Genomic DNA, 25,832 nt, shown 5'->3' with positions numbered 1-25,832 from the left:
AGGGAGCGGCCATGGTCGGACCTCGCTACTTAGCCGTGGATTAATTTGCGCCGCGCGCACTTTCGTCCTCAGGCAACGTTCGGAATGTGCGCGCGCATTCACGCGGCGACTACGGCGCATGTCCTGCGCCCGGCCAGCACTGCCAGGCCTTGGCGGCGCAGCCGTAAGCGACAAGCGGCGCGGCGCGCGCCGGCCAGGAGCACGTCCGGGAAAGGTCGCCCGCCTGCTGCCGCCGGAGCGCCGGCAGGCGGCGCGAGCCGCCTCATCCCCCGACCTGCACCAGGTCCAGCGGTTGCCCATCGGCACCGCGCACGCCCTGCTGCAGGTCCGCCAGGCGCCGGATCGACGGGCACAAGGCCTGCACCTGCGGGCGCAGCGCCTGCATGCGCCGCTGCAGCCGCGGCTGCAGCTGGGTGGCCAGGTCCGCCGCCTGATCGCGCAGGCGCGCGGCCTCGTCCAGGTCGCCGCTCATGGCGGCGGCGAGCGCCTGCTGGCCCAGGTCGCCGGCGACCAGCGGTACCAGGTCGCCGGCGATGCGGTCGGCGTATTGCTGCGCCAGGTCGCCCTGCCAGTCGTGCGTGCTGTTGCTCTGCGCGATGCGTTGCCGCAGTTCGGCCGCGTGCGCGGCGAGGCGGCGATCCAGTTCGGCCATCGTGGCGGGGGCCAGGCGCATGCCGGCTGCCTCGTCGTGCATCGCGCGCATGGCCAGTTCCACGCCGGCGACGGCGACGGCGCGCACGCGCGGCACCAGCGCGCGCAGTTCGCGCTCGAACAGGGCCAGCCGGTCCTGGCTCTCGGCATCCAGCCGCACCGGCCGGCCGTCGGTGCGCAGGCTGCCGCTGGCCAGCTGCACTTGGAAGGGCGCCGGCTGCGGCCGGTCGAAAAGCAGGGCGTCCGGCTTGACCGTCAGGTCGTAGCTGCTGCTGGCGTGGCAGGTCGCCGCCAGGTCCTGCGCGTGCAGGAGCGGCAACGGGGTGGACAGCATGAGACAGGCGATCAGATACCGCGGGCGCATCGCGTGCTTCCGGGTGGGCGGGCCTCAAGCGATACCCGCCCCTGCGTCAACCCGGGCTGAACCGCCCGCGGCGCGCGGCTCAGCCGTTGTCGAGCGGCGTCAGCAGCGAAAGGCTGGACGGGCCGTAGACGCCATCGCCCGGCAGGGCGTCGCCGCCGGTGAGCATCATGTCCCTGTCGAACCAGGGCGCGGGTTCCGTCGGGCCCGGCACGTAGCTCTGCCACTGGCCGTAAACCTCGCGGAACGGCAGGTGCCCCGCCTCGGACACCTCGTAGCTCACGGGCACCTGGACGATGCGGTAAGGCTTGCGGTCGGCAGGCTCCGCCGGTACGAAGATCCATTGCTGCAGGGCCTTCACCGTCGCCTCGGCGAACAGCTTGCGCATGCGCTCCAGCTCCTTGTCGTCGGCGAGCACGCGCATGTTCACCTGCCGGGCGAACGCATCGGCGACGTGGCCTGCACGGTCGATGCGCAGGATCGCGTAAGCCGTACCGCTGACCCGCTCCTGGATCGCCTCGCGCGGGTAGCGCGGTTTCGTCCTGGTGACCACCATCTCCTTGGCGGCGGCTTCCTCGTCACCGAAGTAGGCGCTGCGTACGGCCACCTGGTACTTGCCCTCGCCGAGGGGCCTGGCCACCAGGCGCAAGTTCATCTTCGCCTTGGCCGCCACCGGCTTGCCGTCCTGCAGCACCGGCTGGAAAGTCCAGCCCGGCACGGTCTTGCCGATCACCTCCACGACGACCGGCGGCAGCTTCTCCGACTGGTCGAGCGTGTAGCCGAGCACCGTGCCCTGCGGCGTGACGCCGATCGTGCCCGTCACCACCATGCTGCCTTCGACCCTCGCACGCACGGCGAGCAGTCCGCCGGCGGACACGGAGCCGGCCAGCAATAGTCCCAGCATTCCCAATAGCAAGCGCTTCATCCCTTAGCTCTCGGCGATTCGGGTGCCGGAAGTCTAGCGCGCTGGCGCTATTGGCGAGCCACGAACTGCGCGCGCACCGCCGGCTGACCCAGTTGCCAGGCCAGCCACAGCAGCAGCGGGACCAGCATGGCCTTGAGCAACAGGCCGAGCAGGTAGCTGCGGCGGGCCTGCTCGATCACCAGCAGCAGGATTTCCGGCCGCGGCTGGGCCAGCGCATGGGCGCGCGCCTGGGCGAACTGGTCCCACTGCGCGAACATCAGGCCGCCGCTGGCCAGCACCCACAGCACCAGCAGCAACGCCACCACGCGCAGCGCCTGCCGCGCCCAGGGCTGGCGCAGGATGCTGCCGGCGCAGACCACGATGACCACCAGCGTCCCGGCCAGGTAGGGCCAGTCGCCATAACGCAGGTACTGCACGCCGCCGAAGGCGGCGAGCAGCAGCAACATCCAGGCGGCCACGCGCCAGGCGGCGAAGCGCGGCAGCATTGCGACGGCAGCCTGCGCCATCAGGACGCCGCCTTCAGCGTGGCCAGATCGGCCAGCACCTGCGCGGAATTCTTCTCCGGGTCGACGTCCCGGTAGATCTTGGCGACGTTGCCCCTGGGGTCGATCAGGAAAGTGGTGCGCTTGGCGTAGTGCATGCCCATCGTGCTGGTCAGCACGCCATAGGACTCGGCCACCTTGCGGTCGGCGTCGGACAGCAGCGGAAACGGCACGTGGTACTTGCGGGCGAAGTCCGCGTGCGACTTGACGTCGTCCAGGCTGACGCCGACCACGTCGGCCCCAGCCTTGCGCAGCTTCAGGACGTCGTCGCGGAAGGTGCACACCTCGGTGGTGCAGCCGGGGGTGAAGTCCTTCGGATAGAAGTACAGCACCAGCCAGCGGCCATGGTGATCGGCCGGCGTCTGCCAGTGGCCGTTCTGGTCCTGCAGGCGGAAGCCCGGGGCCGGCTGGCCGACCGCGGGCATGGCGGCCCAGGCCGGTGCGATGAGGCCGGCAAACAGGATGATCGCAATGGACGGCAACAGGCGACGCATGGCGGGACTCCGAGGGAAGGCAAGGCCCGCCGAGTGTACGCCGCGGCGGATGCGCAGGGCAGCCGGACCGTCCACCGTCGATGCCCGAACGATGGGTGCAGGCCCTCTGCCCGACTACCGGCGGGCGATGGTGAACTTGCCCACCGACACGCCCAGGTCGATGCCCTGGCCGGTGCCGGACAGGGCGAGCGAGGTGGTCCCCTTGGTCAGCACCTGCACGTGCGCGCTCTTGACCACGCCGGCCTCGGCGCCCGCCTGCACGTAGTCGCCGAAGACCTCGCTTATGCCGTGCACCTTGGAGATTTCGCCCTTGCCGTTGTCGATGCGGTATTTGCCGGCGGTCAGGCCGCCGCCGATCACGCTGATCTTCACCGGAGCGCTCTGCCCGTTGTTGCAGTGGACCGTGCCGGTGCCTTCGGCCTGCTTGTAGATGATCGACCAGCCATGCAGGTTGTAGCTCAGTTCGCACTTGACCGTCGGCTCGGCGGCGCGTGCGCGCTCCACCGGCCATGCGGACAGCGCCGTTGCGCCAGCCAGGATCAGGCTCGCCAATGCAGCGGTACGCATGTTCATCGCAGGTCTCCTCTCCCCGTCGGGGTGCTTGTGGCCCGTGGTCGAGTCTGTCCCGCCGCGGGTGAAGGAACCGCCAGCAAATGCGGCGAGGGGCGTTCACGATCGCCGCGCAGGTGCCGCTCCATGCTTTGCGCCACCGAAGCCTGGAGGGCACGCATGCGGCCGCTGTGGCAATCCGTCGTCGAGGTGGTCAAACGCACCGCGAGTGGCGCGGCCAAGGACGACCTGATGACGCACGCGGCGGCCGTCGCGTTCTATTCGGCATTGTCGTTCGCGCCCCTGCTGGTATTGCTGCTGTGGCTGGTCGCCTCGCTGCAGCCGGCCTGGCAGCACCAGCTGGTCGGCTCGATCAGCCACCTGGTCGGCACGCGCGCCTCCGATGCGGTGCAGCTGGTGATCAGCAACGCCAAGCAGCGCCCGCAGCTGGGCCACTGGGCCGGCATCCTCGGCCTGCTGGTGACCCTTGTCGGCGCCTCGACGGTATTCGCGCAGCTGCAGCTGGCGATCAACCGCGTGTGGAACCTGCGCGCGGCGCCGCGCAACGCGGTGTTCAGCTGGCTGCTCACGCGCATGCATGCGCTGGGCCTGCTGCTGACGCTGGCGTTCCTGTTGATCGTCTCGCTGGTGGCGAGCGCCGCGATCGCCGTGTTCGTGCGCAGCGACACCGTTGCCTGGAACGGCATCGACGCGCTGGCGGCGCTGCTGCTGTTCGGTCTGGTGTTCGCCTCGATCTACAAGGTGTTGCCCGACGCGCGCATCCATTGGCGCGACGCGCTGCTGGGCGGCGCCTTCACTGCGGTGCTGTTCGCCGTGGGCAAGTTCGGCATCAGCGTGTACCTCTCCCACAGCAACGTGGGCGGCGCCTACGGACCGGCCGGCAGCGTGGTGGTGCTGCTGGTGTGGGTGTACTACTCGGTGGTGATCCTGCTGCTCGGCGCGGAGCTGACCCAGAACGTGGCGGAGGTGCGCGGCGTGCCGATCCGTCCCAACCTGCACGCGCGGGTGGTCGAACCGTGCGATCGCTGACGGCAGCGGCATAATCATCCGGCACACGCGCAACGGAGAAGCGCCATGTTCAGTTATTCGCTGGTCGGCTACGACGGCTCACCCACCTCGCAACGGGCGTTCCAGCTCGCCGTCGCCCTGGCGCGCGTCTGCCGTGGACGGGTACGGGTGGTCTCCGTGCTGCAGGTGACCGAGGGCGGCGCCGACGCCTGCACGTTGATGATGGCCGACTCCAGCGCGCAGCGTGCGCAGGAGCTGCTGGACGAACTGGTCGCCATGGAGCCGGACGCCAGGCACCTGGTCGACGTGGAAGTGACCCATGGCAGCCCGGGCGACGTGCTGCTCGGCCAGGTGCAGCAGCACGGCATCGACCACATCGTGATCGGCCACACCGAGCGTGGCAACCTGGCACGGTGGCTGCTCGGCTCGGTCTCCGGCGACGTGCTGGCGCGCGCGCATGTGCCGGTGACGGTGGTGCGCTGAGGCAGCGGGTCGGGCGGGGTTAATCCGCCGGCAACGCCAGGCCGTATGCTTTGTCACCATTCGGTCACACGCCGGAGTTCGCGTGAGCTACGTTCCCTCGTTGCCCTGGATGCTCGAAAGCCTCGACCTCGGGCGCATCGACCGCACGTGCGTGCGCCACAACGAAGAGCTGTTCTTCCTGCTGTGCAGCTCCTCCTTCGTCGAGAGCGGCTCGGACCTGTACACGCACAACCTGGTCGCCCACTTCGACGGCGACGAGGTACTGCAGACCTGGCTCAGCCAGCACTGGGAGCATGAGGAGCTGCAGCACGGCCGCGCGCTCGCCGCCTACGTGCGCGCGGTGTGGCCGGAGTTCGACTGGGACAGGGGTTTCGCCGCGTTCTGGACCGAGTACGGCGCGGTGTGCACGGCCGAGCAGCTGGAGGACAGCCGCGGGCTGGAGCTGGCCGCGCGCTGCGTGGTCGAGACCGGCACCGCCAGCCTCTACCGCGCGCTGCACGAGATCACCGACGAGCCGGTGCTCAAGCAGCTCACCGGCTACATCAAGAGCGACGAGGTGCGCCACTTCAAGTACTTCTACCAGCACTTCCGCCGCTACCGCGACACCGAAGGGCTGGGCCGCTACAAGGTGTTCCGCGCGGTGCTCAGGCGGGTCAACGAGATCCGCAGCGAGGACAGCGACATCGCCCTGCGCCACGTGTTCGAGCAGTGCTACCCGCAGCACCGGGGCGACCGCGAGGCCTTCCGCAAGGTCGCCGGCAAGGCGCAGGACCTGCTGCGCCGGCACATTCCGGCCGAGATGACGGTGAAGATGCTGCTCAAGCCGCTGGACTTTCCGCCGCGATTGCAGGGCGCGCTGGAGAAACCGCTGGCGAAGCTGGCCGAGAAGCTGTTTCTCAACTGACGGCAAACCGTGGGGTGGGCTGAAACCCACCCTACCGCGCACGGGCTCAGGAGGGGCGAGGCTGGGCCTCGATTTTGCGCTGTTCCTGCTGCACCGCCTTGAGCTTGCCGACGTCGACCGGGCGGATCCGGGTGATCGTGCACGGGAACTGGCCCTGCCCGGTGAGCACCTTGTCGAAGTTGACCGATACCTGGTCGAGGTTGGAGGTCAGCCCGATCGCCGTGGCGAACGGCAGCTGGTTGCAGCCGGGCACGTCGAGCAGCCAGGCCTCCCTGGGCCGGGTGTAGATGACCACCTGGTCCTCGCCCAGCGGCTCCCACGACCACAGCGGCGCGAAGAAGCGGAAGCTCTTGACCGGCGCGCCGGCGGCCGCGCCGTAGGCAGCCGTGCGCTGGGCCTCGCGCTGCGCATACGGGACGCTGGAACAGGCGGCCAGCAGCGCGGCCGCGGTGCCGGCGAACATCACTCGCTTGAAGGACATGGGCGTGCCTCCTCTGCCATGGCGGGCAAGGCAGTCAACGCGCCAGCGGCGCGCCGGTGTACCGTCACTTCTTCTTCGGCAGCGCCTGCCACTTGGCCGGGTCGAAGCCGCCGACCTCGTAGACCAGAGTCTCCTTCTTCTCGCCGTCGACCAGGGTGACGTCCATGGTGATCTTCTTCGCCTTCTGTAGCCGTGCGATGAAGTCGCTGTCGTCGCGGATCATCAGCGCCGGCTCGCCGGTGGACGGCGCGAACGCCTTGATGCCGTGCGGCTTGCCGTCGAAGGTGGCGGGAATGGTGCAATTGCCGCGGCAGACGAAGCCGTGGCCGCTGCCGAACAGGAACGCGTTCTGACCCCATGCGGTGTGCCGGCGCAGCACCAGCCGCACGCGGTCGTTGGCGGCAGGCTGGCTGGCGTAGATGGTGGCGGTCGATTGCGTGCCGCCTTCCATCGGCGACACCTGGTAGAGCCACAGCGTGGCCAGGCGGTTCTTCTCGCTGTTTTCCTTCCAGCGCTTCTCGATCTCGGGCAGGGTCTGCTCGACCTCCTTCGCCGCGGCGCTGCCGGGGTAGTGGTCGAGGATGTCGTGACCCATGGTCACCGCCATCTCGTCGTTGTGGATGCGCAGCAGCTGGCGGTAGGTGTCGAGCTTGCGCGCTGCCGCATCGGCCTGGGCGGAGGCGGCCGGGCCCGGGTTGGCGCCCTGGTCCTGGTCCTGCGAGGAGCAACCGGCGAGCGCCAGCAGGCCGCACAGCGCGATCGCGGAAGGACGGGACGGCAGCTTCATCGGCGCACTCCGGGACTTGAGGAAAGCCTTAGCGTGGAGCGTGCGCGGGAGCGGCGCAAGCACGACGCCGGTTCAGGCCGTGGTGGCCGGCGTGTCGCCGAAACGCTCGCGCAACTGCGCGCGGTAGCGGCGGCTGCACGGAACGCTCGCCCCGTCGCGCAGCTTCAGCCGCGCATCGCCGGTGTCCAGCGGTTCGATCTCGGCCAGGTAGTCGAGATTGACGAAGTAGCTGCGGTGCACGCGCACGAAGCGCGCGGGATCCAGCCGCTCCTCGATCGCCGCCATGGTGGTGCGCAGCGGATAGTCACGCCCGCGCACGTGCAGGTTGACGTAGTTGCCCGCCGCCTGCAGCCATTCGATCTCGCGTGCGTTGACCAGGAACTCCCTGCCCAGCTTGCGCACCAGGAACCGCTCGGGCCGCTCCACCGGTTCCACCGGCGGGCCCTCGTCGGGCGCCGAAAGCAGCCGCGCCTCGCCCTGCCAGCGCACCAGCCACAGCCGCGACAGGCAGATCAGCGCGATCAGGATGAAGTAGGTGCGGATGTCCTTGAGGTACTCGTAGCCGTAGCCCGGCTCCCACTCGTAGCGCTGGCCGACCAGGCGGTAGGCCAGCGCGCGCAGGGCCACCATGCCGGTGACGTGCAGCAGGCTGAAGGGCACCGTCGCCAGCAGGTGCCAGGGCAGGCTGCGCCGCCAGGTGTCGACGCGAAAGGGCCAGCGCCGCTCCACCGCCAGCACCGCCGGCACCAGCGCCAGGATCACCAGCGAGCTGGTCCACTCCCACACCCACGGCTCCCAGGCGGCGATCCGCGCGTTGTCGATCTGCGCCACCATGCTGTTGAACACGGTGTTGAGCAGCGCCAGCAGGATCCAGAAACCGACCTCGGCCGGCTTGCGCCAGCGGTGAAAGGTTCGGTATTCGAGGCCGGCCGTGCGGTTCATGCGGCCGATTCTACGTGGGCGCCGCCACGGTTCGTCCCAGCGGGCTGGCGGCTCGTCCCGGCCGCCCCACGGCCGGTCACCCGTGCCGTGCCGGCGGCGGGTGCACGCCGTAGGCTGCATCGATCCACCTGGAGCCACTGCGATGAAACGACGCGAACTGCTGAAGGCTGCCCTCACCCTGCCGCTGCTGCCCCTGCTGGCTCGCACCGCCCAGGCCCTGCCCGCCGCCGTGTCCGGTGCCCTGCGCGCGCGGCTGCGGCCGGGCCAACCGGGCTGGCCGGCGCCAGCCGAGTGGGACGCGCTGCGCCGTGCGGTCGGCGGACGCCTGCTGGAGCCGGTGTCGCCGTTCGCCCCCGGGGCCAGCGCCGACGCCCGCGCGAAGGCGCTGAAGGAACTGGGCAACCCCTTCGCTTTGGGCGACGACCCGGCGCTGACCCAGACCAGCGGCTGGGCCGATGCCTGGACCTCGCGGCCCAGCGCCTATGCGGTGGCGGCCGCATCGTCGGCCGACGTGGCCGCGGCGGTGGATTTCGCGCGGCGGCACCGCCTGCGCCTGGTGGTCAAGGGCGGCGGGCACAGCTACCAGGGCACCTCCAACGCGGCCGATTCGCTGCTGGTATGGACGCGCCACATGAACCAGGTCGCCCTGCACGACGCCTTCGTGCCGCAAGGCTGCACCGGCCGCGTCGCGCCACTGCCGGCGGTGAGCGTGCAGGCGGGTGCCATGTGGATCGACGCCTACGACGCCGTGACCACCCGCGGCGGCCGCTATGTGCAGGGCGGCGGCTGCACCACGGTGGGGGTGGCCGGGCTGGTGCAGAGCGGCGGCTTCGGCAGCTTCTCGAAGCAATGGGGCACGGCCGCGTGCAACCTGCTGGAGGCCGAAGTGGTGACCGCCGATGGCCAGGTGCGCATCGCCAACGCCTGCACGAACCCCGAGCTGTTCTGGGGCCTCAAGGGCGGTGGTGGCGGCAGCCTGGGCGTGGTCACGCGGCTGACCCTGCGCACCTTCGAGCTTCCCGGGTTCTTCGGTGGCGTCAACCTCACCATCAAGGCCGACACGGCCGCGGCTTACCGCGCCCTGGTCGCCGAGGCGGTGGGCTTCTACCAGCGCGCGCTGTTCAACCCGCACTGGGGCGAGCAGATGAAATTCTACGGTGGCGACACCTTCGAGGTCTCCATGGTGTTCCAGGGCCTCACCCAGCAACAGGCCGAGCAGACCTGGGCGCCCTTCCTAGCCTGGGTGCAGGCCCGCAAGGACGTCCGCGTCACCCGGGCGTTCCAGGTACTGGCGGCGCCGGCCCGGCATCTATGGGACGCCGAATTCCTGCGCAGATACCTGCCGAGCGCCATCGTGTCCGACGATCGGCCAGGCGCGCCCCGCCACCACTTCGTGTGGGCCGGCGACCACGACCAGGTGGGCTGGTTCATCCACGGCTACCAGTCGGCATGGCTGCCGGCCACGCTGCTGCAGCCGGCGCGGCAGGCTGCCTTGGTGGATGCCTTGTCCGAAGCCGCACGGCACCACGGCGTCGCGCTGCACTTCAACAAGGGCCTGGCCGGTGCGCCTGCCGACGCAATCGCCCGCGCGCGCGACACCGCCACGCACCCGCAAGTGCTCGACGCGTTCGCCCTCGCCATCAGCGCCTGCGGCGACGCCCCTGCTTTTCCGGGCATGCCAGGCGCGAAGCCCGACCTGGCCATGGCGCGGCGCAGGGCGACGGCCGTCGAGCAGACGATGGCTCCACTTCGCGCCGTGGCGCCCAACGCCGGCTCCTACGTTTCGGAAAGCGACTACTTCCTGCGCGACTGGCAGCAGGGCTTCTGGGGAAGCAACTACGCGAGGCTCGCCGCCGCGAAACGCAAGTACGACCCCGACGGCCTGTTCTTCGTGCACCACGGCGTGGGCAGCGAAGGCTGGAGCGCGGATGGCTTCAGCCGCGGCAGCGCTGCCGGCTGACCGCTAGTTCCACGAAGGCGCATCGGAACCGAAATGTTCGATGCGCTCGATCTGGTCGAACCAGACGTAGCGCTTCCACTCCGAGCTGCCCTCGCGCTCCAGGTGCACCACGCCATTGCTGCCCTCGTTGCCGTCGCCGTCGTAGTACTCCTGCACCGTCGGCCGTGCGGCGACCACGCCCTCGCAGCTGCTGCCGTCGGCCAGGTGCAGCCGCACGCGCGCGCCGTTCTGCAGGTGCTCGACCATACCGTTGAAGCGCGCGATGGTGGGCTGGTCGGTGTAGACGTGTTCGGCCTGGCGGCCCATGGCGCGTCTCCTGCTGCGGCGATGGGGCGAGGCTAGGGCGCGAATGGGCAAGTGGCCGTGAAGTTCCCGGCCGCGCCGCCGCCGGCGATAATTCCCCCTTCGCCCGCGGAAATTTCCATGCGCCCCGACTCGCTGCTGCAGCACCGCGCCTTCGTGCAGTTCTGGTTCGCCCGCATCGCCTCCGGCTTCGGCTTCCAGATGCTGTCGGTGGCGGTGGCCTGGCAGATCTACGCGATCACCGGCCGCGCGCTGGACCTGGGGTTGATCGGACTGGTGCAGTTCTTTCCCTCGGTGCTGCTGGCCCTGCCAGCCGGCCACGTGGCCGACCAGTTCGAACGACGCCGCGTGGTATTGATCGGGCAGATCGTCGAATGGTGCGCGATCGCCCTGCTTGCCTTCCTCAGCTTCGCCCACCGCATCGACGAGCGGGGCATCCTGGCGCTGGTCTTCGTGATCAGCACGGCCAAGGCGTTCGAGTCGCCCTCGATGTCCTCGCTGCTGCCGGTGCTGGTGCCGCCGGCGATCCTGCCGCGTGCGGTGGCGGTGAGCGGCTCGGCCTTCCAGATGGCGATGGTGCTGGGCCCGGCGGTGGGCGGCCTGCTCTATGTGGCCGGCCCCGGCGTGGTCTACGCGAGTGCGGCCGGGCTGTACCTGGTCGCCGCCACGCTGATGGCGGTGCTGCGCTACGAGCAGACGCCGCCGAAGCGCGAACCGGCCACGCTCAGGTCGCTGTTCGCCGGCGTGCACTTCATCCGCGCGCGCAAGGACGTGCTGGGCGTGATCTCGCTCGACCTGTTTGCGGTGCTGTTCGGCGGCGCCACCGCACTGCTGCCGATCTTCGCCCGCGACATCCTGCACACCGGCCCGTGGGGGCTGGGCCTGTTGCGCGCGGCGCCCGCGGTCGGCGCGCTGCTGATGTCGTTCGCGCTCGCGCGGCACGACCTGACGCGGCGCGTGGGCATGCTCATGTTCGCCTCGGTGGCGGGCTTTGGCGTGGCCACGCTGGTGTTCGCGCTGTCGCCGTGGATGTGGCTGTCGCTGGCCGCACTGTTTGCCGGCGGCGCGTTCGACATGGTGAGCATGGTGATCCGCGGTTCGATGGTGCAGCTGGATACGCCCGATGCGATGCGCGGGCGCGTCAACGCGGTCAACTCGATCTTCATCAACACCTCCAACCAGCTCGGCGAATTCGAGTCCGGCCTGGTGGCCGCGTGGCTGGGCGCGGTGGGCGCGGCGGTGGTGGGCGGCATCGGCACGCTGGCGGTGGTGGGGCTGTGGATGGCGATGTTCCCCACGCTGCGCCGGCGCCAGAAGCTGCACCTGGAAGCGGCGGCGATCGAGGCGGCGGAGGAGGCCACCGCCAAGACGCTTTAAGCCGCCCGCGCTTACCATGGGCATACCCTCAGGGAGCCCTGCCGTGATCGTCACTTCGCCCGACGCCTTCCTCGAAGCCTTCGCGACGCTGTCGCCGCTGCCCGGTGCGCAGGCCACCGCGCGCGCGGCCTTCCTGCTGGCGCCGGCGGAATTCGCGCTGGCGGCCGAGTCGGCCAGCGACAACCGCTACATGGACCTGGAACGCGACGTCGACCCGCTGCGCGCGCTGGCCCAGCACGCGGCGCTCGCGCAGGCGCTGCGCGCCGATTGCCCGGTGATCACCTTCCCCGGCGACGCCAGCACGCCCGACGCGGTGTTTCCCAACAACGTGTTCGCCACCGCGCCCGGGCGGCTGATCGTCGGCCGCATGCGTCATGCGGTGCGCCAGCGCGAAGCGGGCCGCCGCGACGTGCGCGACTTCTTCACCCAGGCCATCGGTTACCGGGAGATCGACCTCTCAGGCCGCACCGACTGCGTCGCCGAGCTGACCGGTTCGCTGGTGATCGACCATGCGCGCGGGGTGGGCTACTGCGGCCTGTCCGAACGCTGCGACGAAGCCGGCGCGCACGCCATGCACGAGGCGTTCGGGCTGCGCCTGACCTTCTGCTTCGCGCTGGCCGCGGGCGAGTACCACACCAACGTGGTGCTGGCGCTGCTGGCCGGCCGTGCGGTGATCGCGGCGCCGGACGGCTTCGCCGACGCCGTGGTGCCGCGCGCGATCGCCGCAGCCTACGGCGGGCGGGCGGTGTGGCTCACGCCGGCCCAGAAGCAGGCCTTCGCCGGCAACGCGATCGCATTGGCCGATGAGCGTGTCTGGATGAGCGCGGCGGCCGCCGCAGCGCTGACCGAGGAACAACGCCAGTCGCTGGCCGGGTATGGCTTCCGCATCGGCGCGGTCGAGCTGGACGAGATCGAGAAGGCGGGCGGCAGCCTGCGTTGCTGCGTGGCGGAGATCTTCTAGACCGCACCACGTCTCCGTGCAGCGGCATCCGCCAACGTCCGCGCGAAGCACTCGGGCGCCACGATGCCTGCCCCTCAGGGTGACACCAGCCTGAATCGCGCCGCCGGCGCGCGGGCCCTTTCGACGCCTCGCTCACGCCGGCGCGCTCAGGCTGGGGCCTCGACGCACAGGAGGCACCATGAACCGAAATCGCGATATCGAGCAGCGCTTCGATGGCGCCAGCGAACGCGTGCGCGACCGCGTGCGCCATTACGCCAGCGAGACGGCCGACACCGCCAGCGACCTGGTCGAACGGGGCCGCAACCTGACGCGCCGTTTCGGTCGCGGCAACGGCTACGGCAAGCAGCTTTCGCACATGGCCGAGGACCTGGCCGACGAGGCCAGCTACCAGTACCGCCGCATGCGCCGGCACGCCAGCCGCCATCCGGTGGCCGCCGTGGCGCTGGTGGCCGGTACCGTGGGCGCGTTCCTGCTGCTGCGCAAACTGTTGCGCAGCGATGACGACTGAAGCGGAGATCGCTTGACGCCGCGCATGCGCTTCCTGCGCCCGTCGGGAAACCTGTCCGCTTGGTCGGACCGCTTCCGCGGGAACGCGCGAATGGCCGGACGAGCGCCCGATCGTCCTTAGCTCGCGCCCATGCGCGGCTCCGGCAGGGTCGGCGTATGCGGATCCACCGGTGGCAGTTCCGGCTGCTGCGGCCGGCCGGGATCGCCGGGATCCCGTGGAGGGGGTGGCGGCGGATCCTGCTGCGGGTGCTCGGGTTCGCCCGGCGGACCGCCCATCGACCCCGCTGTCGAAGAATGGGCAACTTCGGCCGGCACGACCGCTTCGTCGCCTTGCATGCCTTGCATCGTGAGAGCCCGCGTGTGGCTGTCGAGATCGCGAGTATCGGCGATGGCGCGCGAAGGGGCCGTCATGTCCGTCGCATCACGTCGCTTGGATGCTGACGCCGAATCGCGTGGAAACCGCCGTACTGCTCGGACGATCCCGCTACGACCGCATCCGCCATGCGGGCTTGCACGGCGCACCTGCATGCGCCCGGGCCGGCGTGGTGCTGCTCGAGCGTGGCCCTCTGGGATGGTCCGCGCAGCCCCCGCCTGTTGCCGGGCGGCGATGGCGTGCAGGCCTTCGACGGACCACGCATCGACGCGCGCGGCGATCGCGGTATCGGCCGCACCGTGAACTCACCCATCGCGGGAAACGAGTGAAAGCGCATGCGCCGCAGGTAAGCTTGGACCGTCGTCCACCCGCCTTCCCGCATGCCCCACAAGCACGTCACCTTCCACCATCCCCTCGCCTTCTGGTCCGGCTGCGCCTGTGTGGTGGCCGGCGTGCTGGCGCACCTGCCGATGCTGGCGATGGCCGCGCCCATGCACTACCGGCTGGCCGGCATGCCGATGGACCGCCTGATGCTCGCCGGCATGGCGCTGGTGCCCTTGGGCGTGCTGCTGTCCGCCTACGGCCTGATGCCGCGGCTGGCGCAGATGCGCCGCACCCTGCATGCCGAGCGCAGCCCGCTACCGTTCCACGTCGCCGATCAGGCGCCGCTCAACCGCGAGCACTGGAAGCTGGTGATCGCGCTGACCCTGGCATTGGCGGTGGACGTGATGAAGCCGGCCACGATCGGCTTCGTGATGCCGGGCCTGGCGGCCGAGTACGGCATCAGCGCGGCGACCGGCGGCCTGCTGGCGCTGTCGGCGCTCATCGGCACCACGGTGGGCTCGGTGGTGTGGGGGCGCCTGGGCGACCTGTTCGGGCGGCGCGCCACGATCCTGCTTTCCGCGCTGATGTTCATGGGCACCTCGATCTGCGGCGCGATGCCCGCGTTCGGCTGGAACCTGGTGATGTGCTTCATGATGGGCGCGGCCGCCGGCGGCATGCTGCCGATCACCTTCACGCTGATGGCCGAGACCATTCCCACCGCGCATCGCGGCTGGCTGCTGGTGGCCCTCGGCGGCGTCGGCACCTCGGCCGGCTACCTCATGGCCTCGGGCGCCGCGACGCTGCTGGAGCCGGCCTACAGCTGGCGCGCACTGTGGCTGCTCAACCTGCCCACCGGCGCGTTGATCGTGCTGCTCAACCGCTACATCCCGGAGTCGCCGCGCTTCCTCGCGCTGGCCGGGCTGGAGGACCAGGCACGCGCAGTGCTGCTGAAGTTCTCCGGCCACCAGCCGCCGGTGCAGGACCTCGCGCCGCAACCGGCGACGCAGGCGCACGATGCACCGCGGGTCGGCCTGCGCCAGCTGCTGCGCGGCCGGCATGCGGCGATCACCGGAGGACTGATGGTGTGCGCGGTGGCCTGGGGGTTGGCGAACTTCGGCTTCCTGCTGTGGCTGCCGGCCAACCTGATCGGGCTGGGCATCGATGCCCAGGCCAGCGCGGCGCTGCTGGCGCGCTCGGCGATCCTTGCCCTGCCCGGCATCGCCCTGGTGGTGGGCTGCTACCAGCGCTGGAGCAGCATCCGTACGCTGGTGTCGTTCATCGCCCTGACCACCGCCGCGCTGCTGCTGTTCTTCATCATCGGCGCGCTGCAGCTGCACTCGGATGCGCTCACCACGGCGGCGACCGTGCTGTTGCTGCTCAGCATCAGCGGCGTGATCGCCACGCTGATCCCGTATGCGGCAGAGATCTACCCGGTGCATCTGCGCAGCACCGGCGCGGGCCTGATCGCCGGCGGCTCCAAGCTGGGCGGCATCCTGGGCGCATTGCTGGGCGTGCTCGGCCTGTTCGAGCATTTCATGCTGTCGGCGCTGCTGATCGCGCTGCCGATGGGCCTTGCCGCGTGGCTGCTCGCGCGCCGCGGCATCGAGACGCGCGGGCATGGGCTGGAGGCGATCCAGCGGGTGTTGTCCGAGTAGCCGGTGTTGCGCGCTCAGGACCCTTCGACTTCGCTTCGCTACGCTCAGGGTGAACGGTTCACTTTCTGAGCCACTCGTGCTGGACGTAGGCGCGTAGCGCCGAAGTCGAAGCACCTGCCGCAGGCTTCCTGAGCGGACCCTTCTCCCTCCGGGAGAGGGTGCCGGCAGGCGGGCGAGGGTCGGGCGAAGCGTGATGTACGACGGTACCGAACCCTCTCCCAACCCCTCTCCCGGCGGGAGAGGGGCTCAAGACCGATCACACCGTCAGCGGGTTGGGCTTCGCCGGGTCGAGCTTGTACTCCTTGATCGCGCGTGCCACGTCCTTGGCGTTGACCAGGCCGTCCTTCGCCAGCGCGGCCAGCGCGGCGTGGGCGATCCAGTAGCGGTCGACCTCGAAGAACTCGCGCAGGTGCTCGCGTGTATCGGAGCGGCCGTAGCCGTCGGTGCCCAGCACGGTGTAGCGCATGCCATCGGGCATGAAGGCACGGATCTGGTCGGCGTACTCGCGCACGTAGTCGGTGGCGGCCACGGCCGGACCGGAACGCCCCTGCAGCAGCTGGGTGACATAGGGCAGGCGCTGCTCGGATTCCGGATGCAGGCGGTTCCAGCGCTCGGCGTCGAAGCCGTCGCGGCGCAGTTCGCTGAAGCTGGGGCAGGACCAGATGTCGGCGGCCACGCCGAAGTCCTTCTCTAGCAGTTCGGCCGCCGCGATCACCTCGCGCAGGATGGTGCCCGAACCCAGCAGCTGCACGCAGGGCGCCTTGGCCTTCGACTTGCCCTTGCCGCCACCGTTGCCGACACCCGAATCCCGGAACAGGTACATCCCCTTGATGACGCCTTCCTCGCACCCCTTGGGCAGATCCGGGTGCTCGTAGTTCTCGTTCATCACGGTGATGTAGTAGTACACGTCCTCCTGCTCCTGCAGCATGCGGCGGGTGCCGTCCTGCAGGATCACCGCGACCTCGTAGGAGAAGGTCGGGTCGTACGACTTGACATTGGGGATCACGCCCGACATCAGGTGTGATTGGCCGTCTTCGTGCTGCAGGCCTTCGCCGTTCAACGTGGTGCGACCGGAGGTGCCGCCGATCAGGAAGCCGCGCGCGCGCATGTCGCCGGCCGCCCAGGCGAGGTCGCCGATGCGCTGGAAGCCGAACATCGAGTAGTAGATGAAGAACGGCAGCATCGGCTGGTTGCTGATCGAGTAGCTGCTGGCCGCGGCCATCCACGAGGCCATGCCGCCGGCCTCGCTGATGCCCTGCTGCAGCACCTGGCCCTTCTGGTCCTCGCGGTAGTACAGCAGCTGGTCCGAATCCTGCGGGCGGTACTTCTGGCCGAACGGCGCGTAGATGCCGATCTGCCGGAACATGCCTTCCATGCCGAAGGTGCGCGCCTCGTCGGCGACGATCGGCACCACGCGCGGGCCGATGGCCTTGTCGCGCAGCAGGAGGTTCATGCCGCGCACCAGCGCCATGGTGGTGGAGATCTCGCGCTCGCCGGTGCCTTTGGTGATCTGCTCGAACGCGGACAGCTCCGGCGCCTTGAGCTGCACGTCGGTCTTGCGCCGGCGCTGCGGCAGGAAGCCGCCGAGCGCGCGGCGACGCTCCATCATGTACTCCACTTCCGGCGAATCCTTGCCCGGGTGGTAGTACGGCACCTCGCCCAGCTTGTCGTCCGCCACCGGGATGTTGAAGCGGTCGCGGAAGGCGCGCACCGAGTCGGTGTCGAGCTTCTTCTGCTGGTGGGTCGGGTTCTGCGATTCGCCCGACCCCAGGCCCATGCCGTAGCCCTTGACCGTCTTGGCCAGGATCACCGTGGGCATGCCCTTGGTGTTCACGGCCGCGTGGTAGGCGGCGTAGACCTTGTGCGGATCATGGCCGCCGCGGTTGAGGCGCCAGATGTCGTCGTCGGAGAGGTTGGCCACCATCTCGCGCGTCTGCGGGTACTTGCCGAAGAAATGCTCGCGCGTGTAGGCGCCGCCGAAGGCCTTGCAGGCCTGGTACTCGCCGTCGAGCGTTTCCATCATCAGCTTGCGCAGCACGCCGTCCTTGTCGCGCGCCAGGAGCGGATCCCAGTAGCTGCCCCAGATCACCTTGATCGCGTTCCAGCCAGCGCCGCGGAAGACGCCCTCCAGCTCCTGGATGATCTTGCCGTTGCCGCGCACCGGGCCGTCCAGGCGCTGCAGGTTGCAGTTGATCACGAAGACGAGGTTGTCCAGGCCCTCGCGGCCGGCCAGCGAGATGGCGCCCAGCGACTCGGGCTCGTCGCACTCGCCGTCGCCCATGAAGCACCACACCTTGCGGTCGGTCTTGGGGATCAGGCCGCGGTGCTCGAGGTACTTCCAGAACTGCGCCTGGTAGATCGCCTGGATGGGACCCAGGCCCATCGACACCGTGGGCACCTGCCAGTAGTCGGGCATCAGCCACGGATGCGGGTAGGACGACAGCGCGCGGCCCTTGCCGATCACCTCCATGCGGAACAGGTCCAGCTGCTCCTCGCCGATGCGCCCTTCGAGGAAGGAGCGGGCGTACACGCCGGGGCTGGAGTGGCCCTGGTGGAACACCAGGTCGCCCGGATGCTCGGCCGAGGGCGCGCGCCAGAAGTGGTTGAAGCCCACGTCGTAGAGCGTGGCCGAGGAGGCGAAACTCGCGATATGCCCGCCCAGCTCGCCCGGCTTGCGGTTGGCGCGCACCACCATCGCCATCGCGTTCCAGCGGATGATCGAGCGGATGCGCCATTCCATCGCCGCGTCGCCCGGGCTCTTGGCCTCGTTCGCCGGCGCGATGGTGTTGACGTACTCGGTGGTCGGGTCGAACGGCAGGTAGCCGCCGGAGCGCCGGGTGGAATCGACCATGCGCTCGAGCAGGAAGTGCGCGCGCTCGGTGCCGTCGTGCTGGATGACCGCATCGAGCGATTCGACCCATTCGCGGGTTTCGGTGGGGTCGAGATCCTGATTCAGGACGTCATCGAGCTGATCCATGAAGCTTCTCCGCGGCGCGCGTGGCGCCTCTTGTATTCACGTGTGGGGAGCCCCCGATTCTAGCTTTGCAGGGGGTGGGCCGCCACACGGCAGCCATCGCTTACCATGCTCCGCCGCCACACCGGTCCGGACCACATGCCCACGCCCGCCATGCCTTCGCCGCTGATTTCGGTCGCCATGAGCGTGTACAACGGGGCGCGCTTCCTGCCGGCGCAGCTGGATTCGATCCTGGCGCAGCGCGACGTTCGCCTGGAACTCATCGCGGTGGACGATGGCTCCAGCGACGCCAGCGTGGCCCTGCTGCAGGATTACGCGCGGCGCGACGCGCGCGTGCAGGTGCGTCCCAACCCGGCCAACCTCGGGCCCACGCGCAGCTTCGAGCGGGCCATGTCGCTGTGCCGGGGCGAGTTCATCGCCCCCAGCGACCAGGACGATGTGTGGGCTACGGACAAGCTGGCCACGCTGCTGGCCGCCATCGGCGCGGCCGATCTGGCGTATGGCGACTCGGCCTACATCGATGGCGAGGGCCAACCCAACGGGCGCAGGATTTCCGACGACACGCAGATGCTGGCCGGTCGGGAGCCGCTGCGGTTCGCCTTCGCCAACTCGGTATCCGGCCACGCGCTGCTGGTACGCAGGGACCTGTTCGAGAACGTGCGCCCGCTGCCGCCGGAGCTGTTCTACGACTGGGTGCTGGCGATGTTCGCGGCGGCGCGCGGCGGCGTGGCGTACGTGGATCGCCCGCTGGTGCAGTTCCGGCGCCATATCCAGGCCTTCTCGTCGCTGGGCAGGGAAGGCCTGGCGCGCAAACCCGATCGCTACAGCGGATGGATAGACGATCGCGTCGCCCTGCTGCGGACCCTGGCCGACAGTCGCTTCGATGGACAAGGCCGCGCGCGGCGCATGTCCGATGCGCTGGCGCTGGCTATCGACCGGCGTACCTACGCGCCGCTGCTGCGATCGATCTGGCGCGAGCGGGCGGCGCTGGCGGCGCCGGGCCAGGCCCCGTGGCGGACGGCGGTGCGCCTGCAGACCCGGCTGCTGCGCAAGCTGGCGCGCGCGCGCCGCGAGGCCGCGGCGCGCTAGGAGCCCAGGTAGCCGCGTATCTGCGCACCGCGGCCGAACCAGCGGCGCGGCAGCAGCAGCTTCAGGCCGCGCTCGGCGCTCTTGCGATGCAGGCCCGGATGGCGCAGTCCGCGCCACAGCAAGCGGATCCACTGGTGCCGGGGGCGGTCGAGCAGCGCCTCGCGCATGTCCGCCTCCAGCCGGTACATTGCAGCCAAGGCCAGCGCCAGCCGGCGCCGTTCGGCCGGCAATTCGGGGCGGGCCTCCGCGCAACGCTCCTGGTCGGCGGCGATCTGGCGGTACATGGTCAGCACGCGGCGGTTGCGGCGCTCGTAGGTCGAGTAGTCGTGGCCGCTGCGGTCGAACATCCAGTCGTTGAGGTTGCCGCCGTGGCGCCGGTAGCCGAGCAAGGCTTCCGGAAGGCAGCGGCACTCGCCCACCAGCGCGGCGCGCAGGCTGAGCATGTTGTCTTCCACGAAGCCGTGCAGCGGCGGAAACCCGGTGATCAGCTCACGGCGGATCGCCATGGAGGCGCCCAGCACGGTCTGCATGCGGCCGCGCCGAAGGAAAGCGCGCTGATCGAGCCGCCGGGGCAAGCCGCGTACCCCTTCGGCGAGCAGGTGGCCTTCCTCGTCGATGTCGTCGACGGCCGAGCCGACCACCTGCGCCTCCGGGTGGGCGGCGAACTCCGCCAGCAGGCGCCTCACCCGGTCCGGGCGGGCCACGTCGTCGCCGGCCTGGAACACCAGCACCTCGCCGCTGGCGAGCTCGGCCAGCTCGTTCAGGTGCGCGCAGAGACCGAGGTTCTGCGCCGTGCTGCGGATGGTGACTCGGTGCGGCCCCGTGTAGCCCTCCATGACGCCGCGCACGACCGACAGGCTCTCATCGCCCGAACAATCGTCCGAGACGATGATCTCGCACGGCAATTCCTGCGCCAGTACGGAGCGCAAGGATTCGGCGATCGTGTGCTGCATGCGATACGCAATGACCAGCACGGTGCAGGATGGAAGCTGGCGTGTCCCTATGCGGGCTTCCCTTGGCTCAGCCATGGTTACCCCCGGTCTTCACGCGGAGCATACGCCCAGATCGCACTCAGCGCATGCTGCGCAGCACACCGGCGCCGGCCTCGCGCGCGGCCAGCCGGATCTGCGCATCCACTGCGGCGATGGCGGTCATGTTGACCACCCGGCGCACGGTCGAGGCCGGCGTGAGGATATGCGCGCTCTTGTCCACGCCCATCAGGATCGGGCCGATCGCCACGCCGCTGGTCATCACGCGGACCATGTTGTAGACGATGTTGGCCGCGTCCAGGTTGGGCAGCACGAACAGGTTGGCGCGCCCGGACAGCGTGGTGTTGGGGAAGATGCGCTGGCGCAGCACGCCGTCCCAGGCGGTGTCGGCCTGCATCTCGCCGTCGATCTCCAGCTTCGGCGCGCGCTCGCGGATCAGCTGGTAGGCGCAGCGCATCTTGGCCGCGCTGGCGTTGTCGTGGCTGCCGAAGTTGGAGTGCGAAAGCAGCGCCACCTTCGGCTCGATGCCGAACAGCTTCAGGCGGTAGCTGGCTTGCAGCGTGGCCTCGGCGATCTGCTCGGCGGTGGGGTCGACCTGCACGTGGGTGTCGACGAAGAACCAGGCGCCCAGGTCGTTGATCACGCCGGTCATCGCCGAGGTGCACTGCACGCCCGGATCGAGCCCGAACACGCTGCGCAGGTAGCCGAGTTTCTTGTGGTAGCGACCGACCAGGCCACAGATCATCGCATCGGCTTCGCCGCGCTCGACCATGATCGCGGCGATCAGCGTGGGACGCGAGCGCAGCAGGTTCTTGGCCGCCGCGGGCGTGACGCCGCGGCGCTCGGTCAGCGCGTGGTACTGCTGCCAGTAGTCGTTGAAGCGCGGGTCGTCGTTGATGTTGGTCAGTTCGAAATCCACGCCTTCGCGCATGCGCAGCCCCAGCCGCTCGATGCGGGTGGCGATCACCTCGGGGCGGCCGATCAGGATCGGGAAGGCGAGCTTCTCGTCGATCACCGTCTGCACCGCGCGCAGCACGTTCTCTTCCTCGCCCTCGGCGTAGACCACGCGCTTCAGGTCCGCGCGGGCACGCTCGTAGACCGGCTTCATCAGCAGGCTGGTGCGATAGATGAACTGGCCGAGCTTCTCGCGGTAGGCGTCCATGTCCTCGATGGGACGGGCGGCGATGCCCGAGTCCATCGCCGCCTGCGCCACCGCGGGGGCCAGCATCACCAGCAGGCGCGGGTCGAACGGGCGCGGGATCAGGTAGTCCGCGCCGAACGAGGGCACCTCGCCGCCGTAGGCGCCGGCCAGATCCGAGGCTTCCATCCGCGCCAGCTCGGCGATGGCGCGCACGCAGGCCAGCTTCATCGCCTCGTTGATGCCGGTGGCGCCCACGTCCAGCGCGCCGCGGAAGATGTACGGGAAGCACAGCGCGTTGTTGACCTGGTTCGGGTAGTCCGAGCGGCCGGTGGCGACGATGCAGTCCGGCCGCACGCGCTTGGCGTCCTCGGGCAGGATCTCGGGGTTGGGGTTGGCCAGCGCCAGGATGATCGGCCTGTCGGCCATCGTGGCGACCATCTCCGGCTTGAGGATGCCGCCGGCGGAGAGGCCCAGGAACACGTCGGCGCCGGCGACGATGTCGGCCAGCGAACGCTTGTCGGTGTCGCGCGCGTAGCGCGCCTTGTCCGGGTCCAGCCCTGGGCGGCCGGTGTGGATCACCCCTTCGCGGTCGAAGGCGAGGATGTTCTGCGGTTTCACGCCGAGGGCCACCAGCATGTCCAGGCAGGCGATGCCGGCCGCGCCGGCGCCGGTGGTGGCGAGCCTGACGTCGCCGATCTTCTTGCCCACCACTTCCAACGCGTTGAGCACCGCGGCGCCCACGATGATCGCGGTGCCGTGCTGGTCGTCGTGGAACACCGGGATGTTCATCCGCTCGCGCAGCTTGCGCTCGACGATGAAGCACTCCGGCGCCTTGATGTCCTCCAGGTTGATGCCGCCGAAGGTCGGCTCCATCGCGGCGATGATGTCTACCAGCTTGTCCGGGTCGCGTTCGTTCAACTCGATGTCGAACACGTCGATGCCGGCGAACTTCTGGAACAGGACGCCCTTGCCTTCCATCACCGGCTTGCCGGCCAGCGGGCCGATGTCGCCCAGGCCCAGCACCGCGGTGCCGTTGGTGATCACCGCCACCAGGTTGCCGCGCGCGGTCATCTCGCTGGCCGCATGCGGGTTCTCGACGATCGCCTCGCAGGCATAGGCCACGCCCGGCGAGTAGGCCAGCGCCAGGTCGCGCTGGGTCACCATCGCCTTGGTCGCGGTGACCTTGATCTTGCCGGGACGGGGGTGGCGGTGGTACTCGAGCGCGGCGTGGCGCAGGTCGTCGGATTGGGCCATGGGTGGCGGCTTTGTGCGAAGGGAAGCGGCCTTACATGGTAGCAGTGCGCCCCACGCGCGGGGCCGGGAACGCCCTGCTGTGCCGCGGCCTACAGCCGCAGGTTCAGCTCATCGGCCTGCACCTGCCCCATGTGGATGCCGTTGACGAACAGCGAAAAGGCCAGCTTGCCGGCCAGTCCATGCACGTGCTGCATCCACGGCGGCAGCCAGCGTGGTGGCTTGAGCGTGCCGGCCTCGAAGTGCGGCTGCAGGGTGATCACGTCGTGCAGCGCCAGCTTGCCGGCGAACAGGTAACGCAGCAGGTCCATGCGCTGCTGCTTGAAGGCCCAGCGGAAGAAGGTGTGCACGGTGAGCAGGCCGGAGAGATACACGTTGTCCTTGGCGAAGGCCGCGCCGCCGCCCAGCGGCACGCCGCGGAACACGCGCTGCGCCGAATGGAAGCTGTCCGCCGACCCCTGGCCGCAGTGGCGGAAGTACTTGTAGACCTCGACGAAATCGGCACCGTTGAGCGCCATGTCGATCGCCAGGATGCGCAGACTGATGCGCTTCAGGCGGGCGATGTCGATAGCGCCGGACATCAGTTCGGCGAACACCGCCAGGCCTTCCTGCGTGGCGGTGACGCGCGGCGAGGTGCGCGCCAGCGAGGCCAGCAGCGGCTGCTCGCGGCCGTTGAGCGCGGTCAGCGAATGCACGAAGGCCTCGTGCGCGAGCAGCTGGTGGCGGTCGTACTCGCTGAAGCTCGCGCCGCCGCGCAGGCGGATGCGGGTGGCGCCGGCGGCGGCCTTGGCGGTCAGTTCCGGATCGACCTCGACGACGATGCGGCCCGGTCCGAAGAATTCGTCCAGCGTATGGCCCAGGTCCACCCGCAGCGTTTCGGCGGGGATGTCCATGCACACATCGTCGGCCAGCAGGTCGGCACCCAGTTCGTCGGACAGCTCGACGAAATAGCGCGCCGCGTCGAGATTGCTTTTCTGGCTGCCGGGAATCGCGTCGCCCGGGCGTCCGTACAGGGCGATGGACGGTGCCGTGACGCCCGCGCTGCCGACCGCCTCCAGCATCTGCGTGGCGATGCGCCAGGAGGCGGCGGTACGGCACAGGTAATCGCCGATCGGATCGCCGGCCAGCGCGGTCTCGGCCTCGCGTTCGATCGCCGCCAGTTCGGCGCGCACCTGCGCCAGGTCCGGCCGCACGTAGTGCACGTCCGGCAGCGCGTAGTCGCCGCGCTCGTAGGCCGCGATCATGCGTTGCTCCAGCGAGGCCGGCCAGGCGACGGTGGGCAGGATGTTGATGGCGCGGGTGGCAGCCAGCAGGCGCCGGTCGAGTGCGGCGTAGTGGTTCTGCTCCGGCGCCGTCGTGCTCATGCGCCCTCTCCGCGCCGTGGGCGACGGGCCAGCAGGGCGCTGCCGGTTCCCAGCGCCGCCAGCGGCAGGCCCACCGGCAGGAAACCTTCGTGGCGAACGATCACCCGCCACGCGCCGATCGCGCAAAGCAGCCCGGCCGACAGGAAGGCCACGCCGTAGCGGACCTCACGCCGGCCCTTGGTCAGCGCATCGGGTTCCATCGGTGATCTCCCGCTTTTCGTGGCTTTCATTCCCGCTCGCGCCGTCCGCGGTGCCCGTGCGGGCGGTCCGCCGGGCGGCCACCGCGTTGCCGGCGCAGGCGCGCCTCCAGCGTGGCGGCCTGCTCCTCGCGCTCGTCGCGCAGCTTGAGGTAGTTGCGCCAGCGCTCGGCGGTGAGCTCGCCGGAGTCCAGCGCCGACTGCACCGCACATCCGGGCTCGCTGCCGTGACCGCAGTCGGCGAAGCGGCAGGTTTCGGCCAAGAGTTCGATGTCGGCGAACAGGTCGAGGTTCTCCTCGCCGGTGAGCTTCAGTTCGCGCATGCCGGGCGTGTCGATCAGGCAGCCGCCCGAGGGCAGCATCAGCAGCGCGCGGTGGGTGGTGGTGTGGCGGCCGCGGCTGTCGTGCGCGCGCACTGCGCCGGTAGCCATGCGCTCGGCGCCCAGCAAGGTGTTGGTGAGTGTGGACTTGCCGGCGCCGGAGGAGCCGACCAGCACCGCGCTGTCGCCCGGGCCCAGGTAGCGCGCGAGCAAGGTCGCGCTGGCCGGGTCCTTGCCGTTGATGGCATGCACCGGCGTGCCCTCCGGCAGCCGCTCGCGCAGCGCGGCCATGCGTGCGGCGGCCTCCTCGTGCAGGTCGAGCTTGCTCAGCAGCACCACCGGCTGGGCGCCGGAATCCTCGATCAGCGAAAGGTAGCGCTCGATGCGCGCCGGATTGAAATCGTTGTCCAGCCCGGTCAGCACCAGCACGTAGTCGATGTTGGTGGCGATGGTCTGCCGTTCGTAGCGCTCGCCGGCGGCGGCGCGGGAGAGCACGCTGCGGCGGGGCAGTACGGTGGCGATGTGCGGCGGGCGGCCGTCCTCCACCTCGACGAAATCGCCCACCGCCGGGCGTTGCGCCGGATCCAGCGCGCGCTTGAGGAAATGTCCTGCCGGCTGTGCGCCGAACAGCGCCTGGCCATCGTGCAGCTCGTAGCCGGCACGATGCTGCGCGACCACGCGCGCGATGCGCCGGCCGCCGGACGGCAGCTCGCCGCGCCAGCCGATGTGGCGCAGGCGTTGGAGGATGGCCTCGTCGCTCATGGCGGCCGATTATGCCCGTTTCCCGCGGCGCGCCCGTGCGCTCGATCCGTGCAGTCCGTTCAGCCCCGGCGGCCACCGGCGAAGCCGCGCAGCGCCGGGCGCTGCTAGCATCGGTGCTTTCACCTGCCCTGCGAGGA

At 69.9% G+C, this 25,832-nt stretch carries 24 protein-coding genes; 9 read left to right on the top strand and 15 right to left on the bottom strand.

Annotated features, from left to right (window positions below):
* Window positions 1–262 precede the first annotated feature (262 nt).
* The 5 genes from HOQ08_RS01080 to HOQ08_RS01060 all read right to left on the bottom strand — a co-directional run bounded on the left by HOQ08_RS01080 (window position 263) and on the right by HOQ08_RS01060 (window position 3,546).
* Window positions 263–1,015 (bottom strand): DUF2884 family protein, encoded by a 753-nt coding sequence (locus tag HOQ08_RS01080; protein WP_291190289.1) that lies wholly within the window; start codon window positions 1,013–1,015, stop codon window positions 263–265.
* Window positions 1,016–1,094: 79 nt separating this feature from the next.
* The gene (locus tag HOQ08_RS01075; RefSeq protein WP_291190286.1) at window positions 1,095–1,937 is read right to left on the bottom strand and encodes an energy transducer TonB; all 843 of its coding nucleotides are present in this window, start codon (window positions 1,935–1,937) and stop codon (window positions 1,095–1,097) included.
* Window positions 1,938–1,984: 47 nt separating this feature from the next.
* Window positions 1,985–2,443 carry a hypothetical protein gene (locus HOQ08_RS01070; RefSeq protein WP_291190283.1) on the bottom strand — a complete coding sequence of 153 codons (459 nt, stop codon included), beginning with the start codon at window positions 2,441–2,443 and terminating at the stop codon, window positions 1,985–1,987.
* Window positions 2,443–2,973 carry a peroxiredoxin gene (locus tag HOQ08_RS01065; RefSeq protein WP_291190281.1) on the bottom strand — a complete coding sequence of 177 codons (531 nt, stop codon included), beginning with the start codon at window positions 2,971–2,973 and terminating at the stop codon, window positions 2,443–2,445. Before HOQ08_RS01065 ends, HOQ08_RS01070 begins: the two co-directional genes overlap by 1 nt.
* A gap of 114 nt (window positions 2,974–3,087) precedes the next feature.
* On the bottom strand, window positions 3,088–3,546 hold the full coding sequence (locus HOQ08_RS01060) for a hypothetical protein (RefSeq protein ID WP_291190279.1): 459 nt from the start codon (window positions 3,544–3,546) through the stop codon (window positions 3,088–3,090).
* A 156-nt stretch (window positions 3,547–3,702) separates the two neighbouring features.
* Here HOQ08_RS01060 and HOQ08_RS01055 point away from each other — a divergent pair, with 156 nt between their 5' ends.
* The 3 genes from HOQ08_RS01055 (at window position 3,703) to HOQ08_RS01045 (ending at window position 5,938) form a co-directional block, all read left to right on the top strand.
* On the top strand, window positions 3,703–4,572 hold the full coding sequence (locus tag HOQ08_RS01055) for a YihY/virulence factor BrkB family protein (RefSeq protein ID WP_291190276.1): 870 nt from the start codon (window positions 3,703–3,705) through the stop codon (window positions 4,570–4,572).
* A gap of 45 nt (window positions 4,573–4,617) precedes the next feature.
* Entirely contained in the window at window positions 4,618–5,034 is a 417-nt protein-coding gene (locus HOQ08_RS01050; protein WP_291190273.1) for a universal stress protein, read from the top strand.
* An 82-nt stretch (window positions 5,035–5,116) separates the two neighbouring features.
* The gene (locus HOQ08_RS01045) at window positions 5,117–5,938 is read left to right on the top strand and encodes a ferritin-like domain-containing protein (protein WP_291190270.1); all 822 of its coding nucleotides are present in this window, start codon (window positions 5,117–5,119) and stop codon (window positions 5,936–5,938) included.
* Between the two features lie 46 nt (window positions 5,939–5,984).
* On the opposite strand, the gene HOQ08_RS01040 is transcribed toward HOQ08_RS01045, so the two are convergent.
* From HOQ08_RS01040 to HOQ08_RS01030, 3 genes are all read right to left on the bottom strand, one after another.
* Window positions 5,985–6,419: a DUF6491 family protein gene (locus tag HOQ08_RS01040; protein WP_291190267.1), complete on the bottom strand. Its 435-nt coding sequence runs from the start codon at window positions 6,417–6,419 to the stop codon at window positions 5,985–5,987.
* A 64-nt stretch (window positions 6,420–6,483) separates the two neighbouring features.
* Window positions 6,484–7,206: a hypothetical protein gene (locus tag HOQ08_RS01035; RefSeq protein ID WP_291190264.1), complete on the bottom strand. Its 723-nt coding sequence runs from the start codon at window positions 7,204–7,206 to the stop codon at window positions 6,484–6,486.
* Between the two features lie 72 nt (window positions 7,207–7,278).
* Window positions 7,279–8,148 carry a LytTR family DNA-binding domain-containing protein gene (locus tag HOQ08_RS01030; protein ID WP_291190261.1) on the bottom strand — a complete coding sequence of 290 codons (870 nt, stop codon included), beginning with the start codon at window positions 8,146–8,148 and terminating at the stop codon, window positions 7,279–7,281.
* A gap of 142 nt (window positions 8,149–8,290) precedes the next feature.
* Here HOQ08_RS01030 and HOQ08_RS01025 point away from each other — a divergent pair, with 142 nt between their 5' ends.
* On the top strand, window positions 8,291–10,108 hold the full coding sequence (locus HOQ08_RS01025) for an FAD-binding protein (protein ID WP_291190258.1): 1,818 nt from the start codon (window positions 8,291–8,293) through the stop codon (window positions 10,106–10,108).
* A gap of 3 nt (window positions 10,109–10,111) precedes the next feature.
* Here HOQ08_RS01025 and HOQ08_RS01020 read toward each other — a convergent pair whose 3' ends face one another.
* Window positions 10,112–10,414 (bottom strand): DUF3247 family protein, encoded by a 303-nt coding sequence (locus HOQ08_RS01020; RefSeq protein ID WP_291190255.1) that lies wholly within the window; start codon window positions 10,412–10,414, stop codon window positions 10,112–10,114.
* A gap of 117 nt (window positions 10,415–10,531) precedes the next feature.
* Here HOQ08_RS01020 and HOQ08_RS01015 point away from each other — a divergent pair, with 117 nt between their 5' ends.
* From HOQ08_RS01015 to HOQ08_RS01000, 4 genes are all read left to right on the top strand, one after another.
* Window positions 10,532–11,788, top strand: a complete 1,257-nt coding sequence (locus tag HOQ08_RS01015; RefSeq protein ID WP_291190253.1) for an MFS transporter — start codon at window positions 10,532–10,534, stop codon at window positions 11,786–11,788.
* 43 nt (window positions 11,789–11,831) lie between these two features.
* Window positions 11,832–12,749: an arginine deiminase-related protein gene (locus tag HOQ08_RS01010; RefSeq protein WP_291190250.1), complete on the top strand. Its 918-nt coding sequence runs from the start codon at window positions 11,832–11,834 to the stop codon at window positions 12,747–12,749.
* A gap of 178 nt (window positions 12,750–12,927) precedes the next feature.
* Entirely contained in the window at window positions 12,928–13,257 is a 330-nt protein-coding gene (locus tag HOQ08_RS01005; protein WP_291190247.1) for a hypothetical protein, read from the top strand.
* 752 nt (window positions 13,258–14,009) lie between these two features.
* Window positions 14,010–15,608, top strand: a complete 1,599-nt coding sequence (locus HOQ08_RS01000) for an MFS transporter (protein ID WP_291190244.1) — start codon at window positions 14,010–14,012, stop codon at window positions 15,606–15,608.
* Window positions 15,609–15,864: 256 nt separating this feature from the next.
* Here the strand turns inward: HOQ08_RS01000 and aceE are convergent, their stop codons facing one another.
* Entirely contained in the window at window positions 15,865–18,585 is a 2,721-nt protein-coding gene (aceE, locus tag HOQ08_RS00995) for a pyruvate dehydrogenase (acetyl-transferring), homodimeric type (protein WP_291190241.1), read from the bottom strand.
* Between the two features lie 105 nt (window positions 18,586–18,690).
* Here aceE and HOQ08_RS00990 point away from each other — a divergent pair, with 105 nt between their 5' ends.
* Window positions 18,691–19,671 carry a glycosyltransferase gene (locus tag HOQ08_RS00990; RefSeq protein ID WP_291190239.1) on the top strand — a complete coding sequence of 327 codons (981 nt, stop codon included), beginning with the start codon at window positions 18,691–18,693 and terminating at the stop codon, window positions 19,669–19,671.
* On the opposite strand, the gene HOQ08_RS00985 is transcribed toward HOQ08_RS00990, so the two are convergent.
* The 5 genes from HOQ08_RS00985 to rsgA all read right to left on the bottom strand — a co-directional run bounded on the left by HOQ08_RS00985 (window position 19,668) and on the right by rsgA (window position 25,695).
* Entirely contained in the window at window positions 19,668–20,699 is a 1,032-nt protein-coding gene (locus HOQ08_RS00985; protein ID WP_291190237.1) for a glycosyltransferase, read from the bottom strand. The genes HOQ08_RS00990 and HOQ08_RS00985 overlap by 4 nt on opposite strands.
* Window positions 20,700–20,742: 43 nt before the next feature.
* The gene (locus tag HOQ08_RS00980; protein WP_291190234.1) at window positions 20,743–23,055 is read right to left on the bottom strand and encodes an NADP-dependent malic enzyme; all 2,313 of its coding nucleotides are present in this window, start codon (window positions 23,053–23,055) and stop codon (window positions 20,743–20,745) included.
* A gap of 89 nt (window positions 23,056–23,144) precedes the next feature.
* Complete coding sequence (locus HOQ08_RS00975) at window positions 23,145–24,416, bottom strand: flavohemoglobin expression-modulating QEGLA motif protein (protein ID WP_291190231.1); 1,272 nt, start codon at window positions 24,414–24,416, stop codon at window positions 23,145–23,147.
* A complete protein-coding gene (locus HOQ08_RS00970; protein ID WP_291190229.1) occupies window positions 24,413–24,616 on the bottom strand; it encodes a hypothetical protein in 204 nt (67 codons plus the stop codon). The genes HOQ08_RS00975 and HOQ08_RS00970 overlap by 4 nt, the downstream gene beginning before the upstream one ends.
* A gap of 26 nt (window positions 24,617–24,642) precedes the next feature.
* A complete protein-coding gene (gene rsgA / locus HOQ08_RS00965) occupies window positions 24,643–25,695 on the bottom strand; it encodes a ribosome small subunit-dependent GTPase A (protein ID WP_291190226.1) in 1,053 nt (350 codons plus the stop codon).
* Window positions 25,696–25,832: the final 137 nt, after the last annotated feature.

This window comes from Frateuria sp. (genome assembly GCF_013362045.1).
Classification (GTDB): Bacteria; Pseudomonadota; Gammaproteobacteria; order Xanthomonadales; family Rhodanobacteraceae; genus Frateuria_A.
The sequence above is the reverse complement of the archived record's forward strand: the minus strand, read 5'-3'. Positions and strand labels throughout refer to the sequence as shown.

Bases quoted from the DNA above. Each gene is read 5' to 3' on its own strand.
- HOQ08_RS01050 (WP_291190273.1), top strand. From the start codon at position 4,618: ATGTTCAGTTATTCGCTGGTCGGCTACGACGGCTCACCCACCTCGCAA.
- HOQ08_RS01030 (WP_291190261.1), bottom strand. From the start codon at position 8,148: ATGAACCGCACGGCCGGCCTCGAATACCGAACCTTTCACCGCTGGCGC.
- HOQ08_RS01035 (WP_291190264.1), bottom strand. From the start codon at position 7,206: ATGAAGCTGCCGTCCCGTCCTTCCGCGATCGCGCTGTGCGGCCTGCTG.
- HOQ08_RS01000 (WP_291190244.1), top strand. From the start codon at position 14,010: ATGCCCCACAAGCACGTCACCTTCCACCATCCCCTCGCCTTCTGGTCC.
- HOQ08_RS00975 (WP_291190231.1), bottom strand. From the start codon at position 24,416: ATGAGCACGACGGCGCCGGAGCAGAACCACTACGCCGCACTCGACCGG.
- HOQ08_RS01060 (WP_291190279.1), bottom strand. From the start codon at position 3,546: ATGAACATGCGTACCGCTGCATTGGCGAGCCTGATCCTGGCTGGCGCA.
- rsgA (WP_291190226.1), bottom strand. From the start codon at position 25,695: ATGAGCGACGAGGCCATCCTCCAACGCCTGCGCCACATCGGCTGGCGC.
- HOQ08_RS01005 (WP_291190247.1), top strand. From the start codon at position 12,928: ATGAACCGAAATCGCGATATCGAGCAGCGCTTCGATGGCGCCAGCGAA.
- HOQ08_RS01065 (WP_291190281.1), bottom strand. From the start codon at position 2,973: ATGCGTCGCCTGTTGCCGTCCATTGCGATCATCCTGTTTGCCGGCCTC.
- aceE (WP_291190241.1), bottom strand. From the start codon at position 18,585: ATGGATCAGCTCGATGACGTCCTGAATCAGGATCTCGACCCCACCGAA.
- HOQ08_RS00990 (WP_291190239.1), top strand. From the start codon at position 18,691: ATGCTCCGCCGCCACACCGGTCCGGACCACATGCCCACGCCCGCCATG.
- HOQ08_RS01070 (WP_291190283.1), bottom strand. From the start codon at position 2,443: ATGGCGCAGGCTGCCGTCGCAATGCTGCCGCGCTTCGCCGCCTGGCGC.
- HOQ08_RS01015 (WP_291190253.1), top strand. From the start codon at position 10,532: ATGCGCCCCGACTCGCTGCTGCAGCACCGCGCCTTCGTGCAGTTCTGG.
- HOQ08_RS01020 (WP_291190255.1), bottom strand. From the start codon at position 10,414: ATGGGCCGCCAGGCCGAACACGTCTACACCGACCAGCCCACCATCGCG.
- HOQ08_RS01040 (WP_291190267.1), bottom strand. From the start codon at position 6,419: ATGTCCTTCAAGCGAGTGATGTTCGCCGGCACCGCGGCCGCGCTGCTG.
- HOQ08_RS01025 (WP_291190258.1), top strand. From the start codon at position 8,291: ATGAAACGACGCGAACTGCTGAAGGCTGCCCTCACCCTGCCGCTGCTG.
- HOQ08_RS00985 (WP_291190237.1), bottom strand. From the start codon at position 20,699: ATGGCTGAGCCAAGGGAAGCCCGCATAGGGACACGCCAGCTTCCATCC.
- HOQ08_RS01055 (WP_291190276.1), top strand. From the start codon at position 3,703: ATGCGGCCGCTGTGGCAATCCGTCGTCGAGGTGGTCAAACGCACCGCG.
- HOQ08_RS00980 (WP_291190234.1), bottom strand. From the start codon at position 23,055: ATGGCCCAATCCGACGACCTGCGCCACGCCGCGCTCGAGTACCACCGC.
- HOQ08_RS01080 (WP_291190289.1), bottom strand. From the start codon at position 1,015: ATGCGCCCGCGGTATCTGATCGCCTGTCTCATGCTGTCCACCCCGTTG.
- HOQ08_RS00970 (WP_291190229.1), bottom strand. From the start codon at position 24,616: ATGGAACCCGATGCGCTGACCAAGGGCCGGCGTGAGGTCCGCTACGGC.
- HOQ08_RS01075 (WP_291190286.1), bottom strand. From the start codon at position 1,937: ATGAAGCGCTTGCTATTGGGAATGCTGGGACTATTGCTGGCCGGCTCC.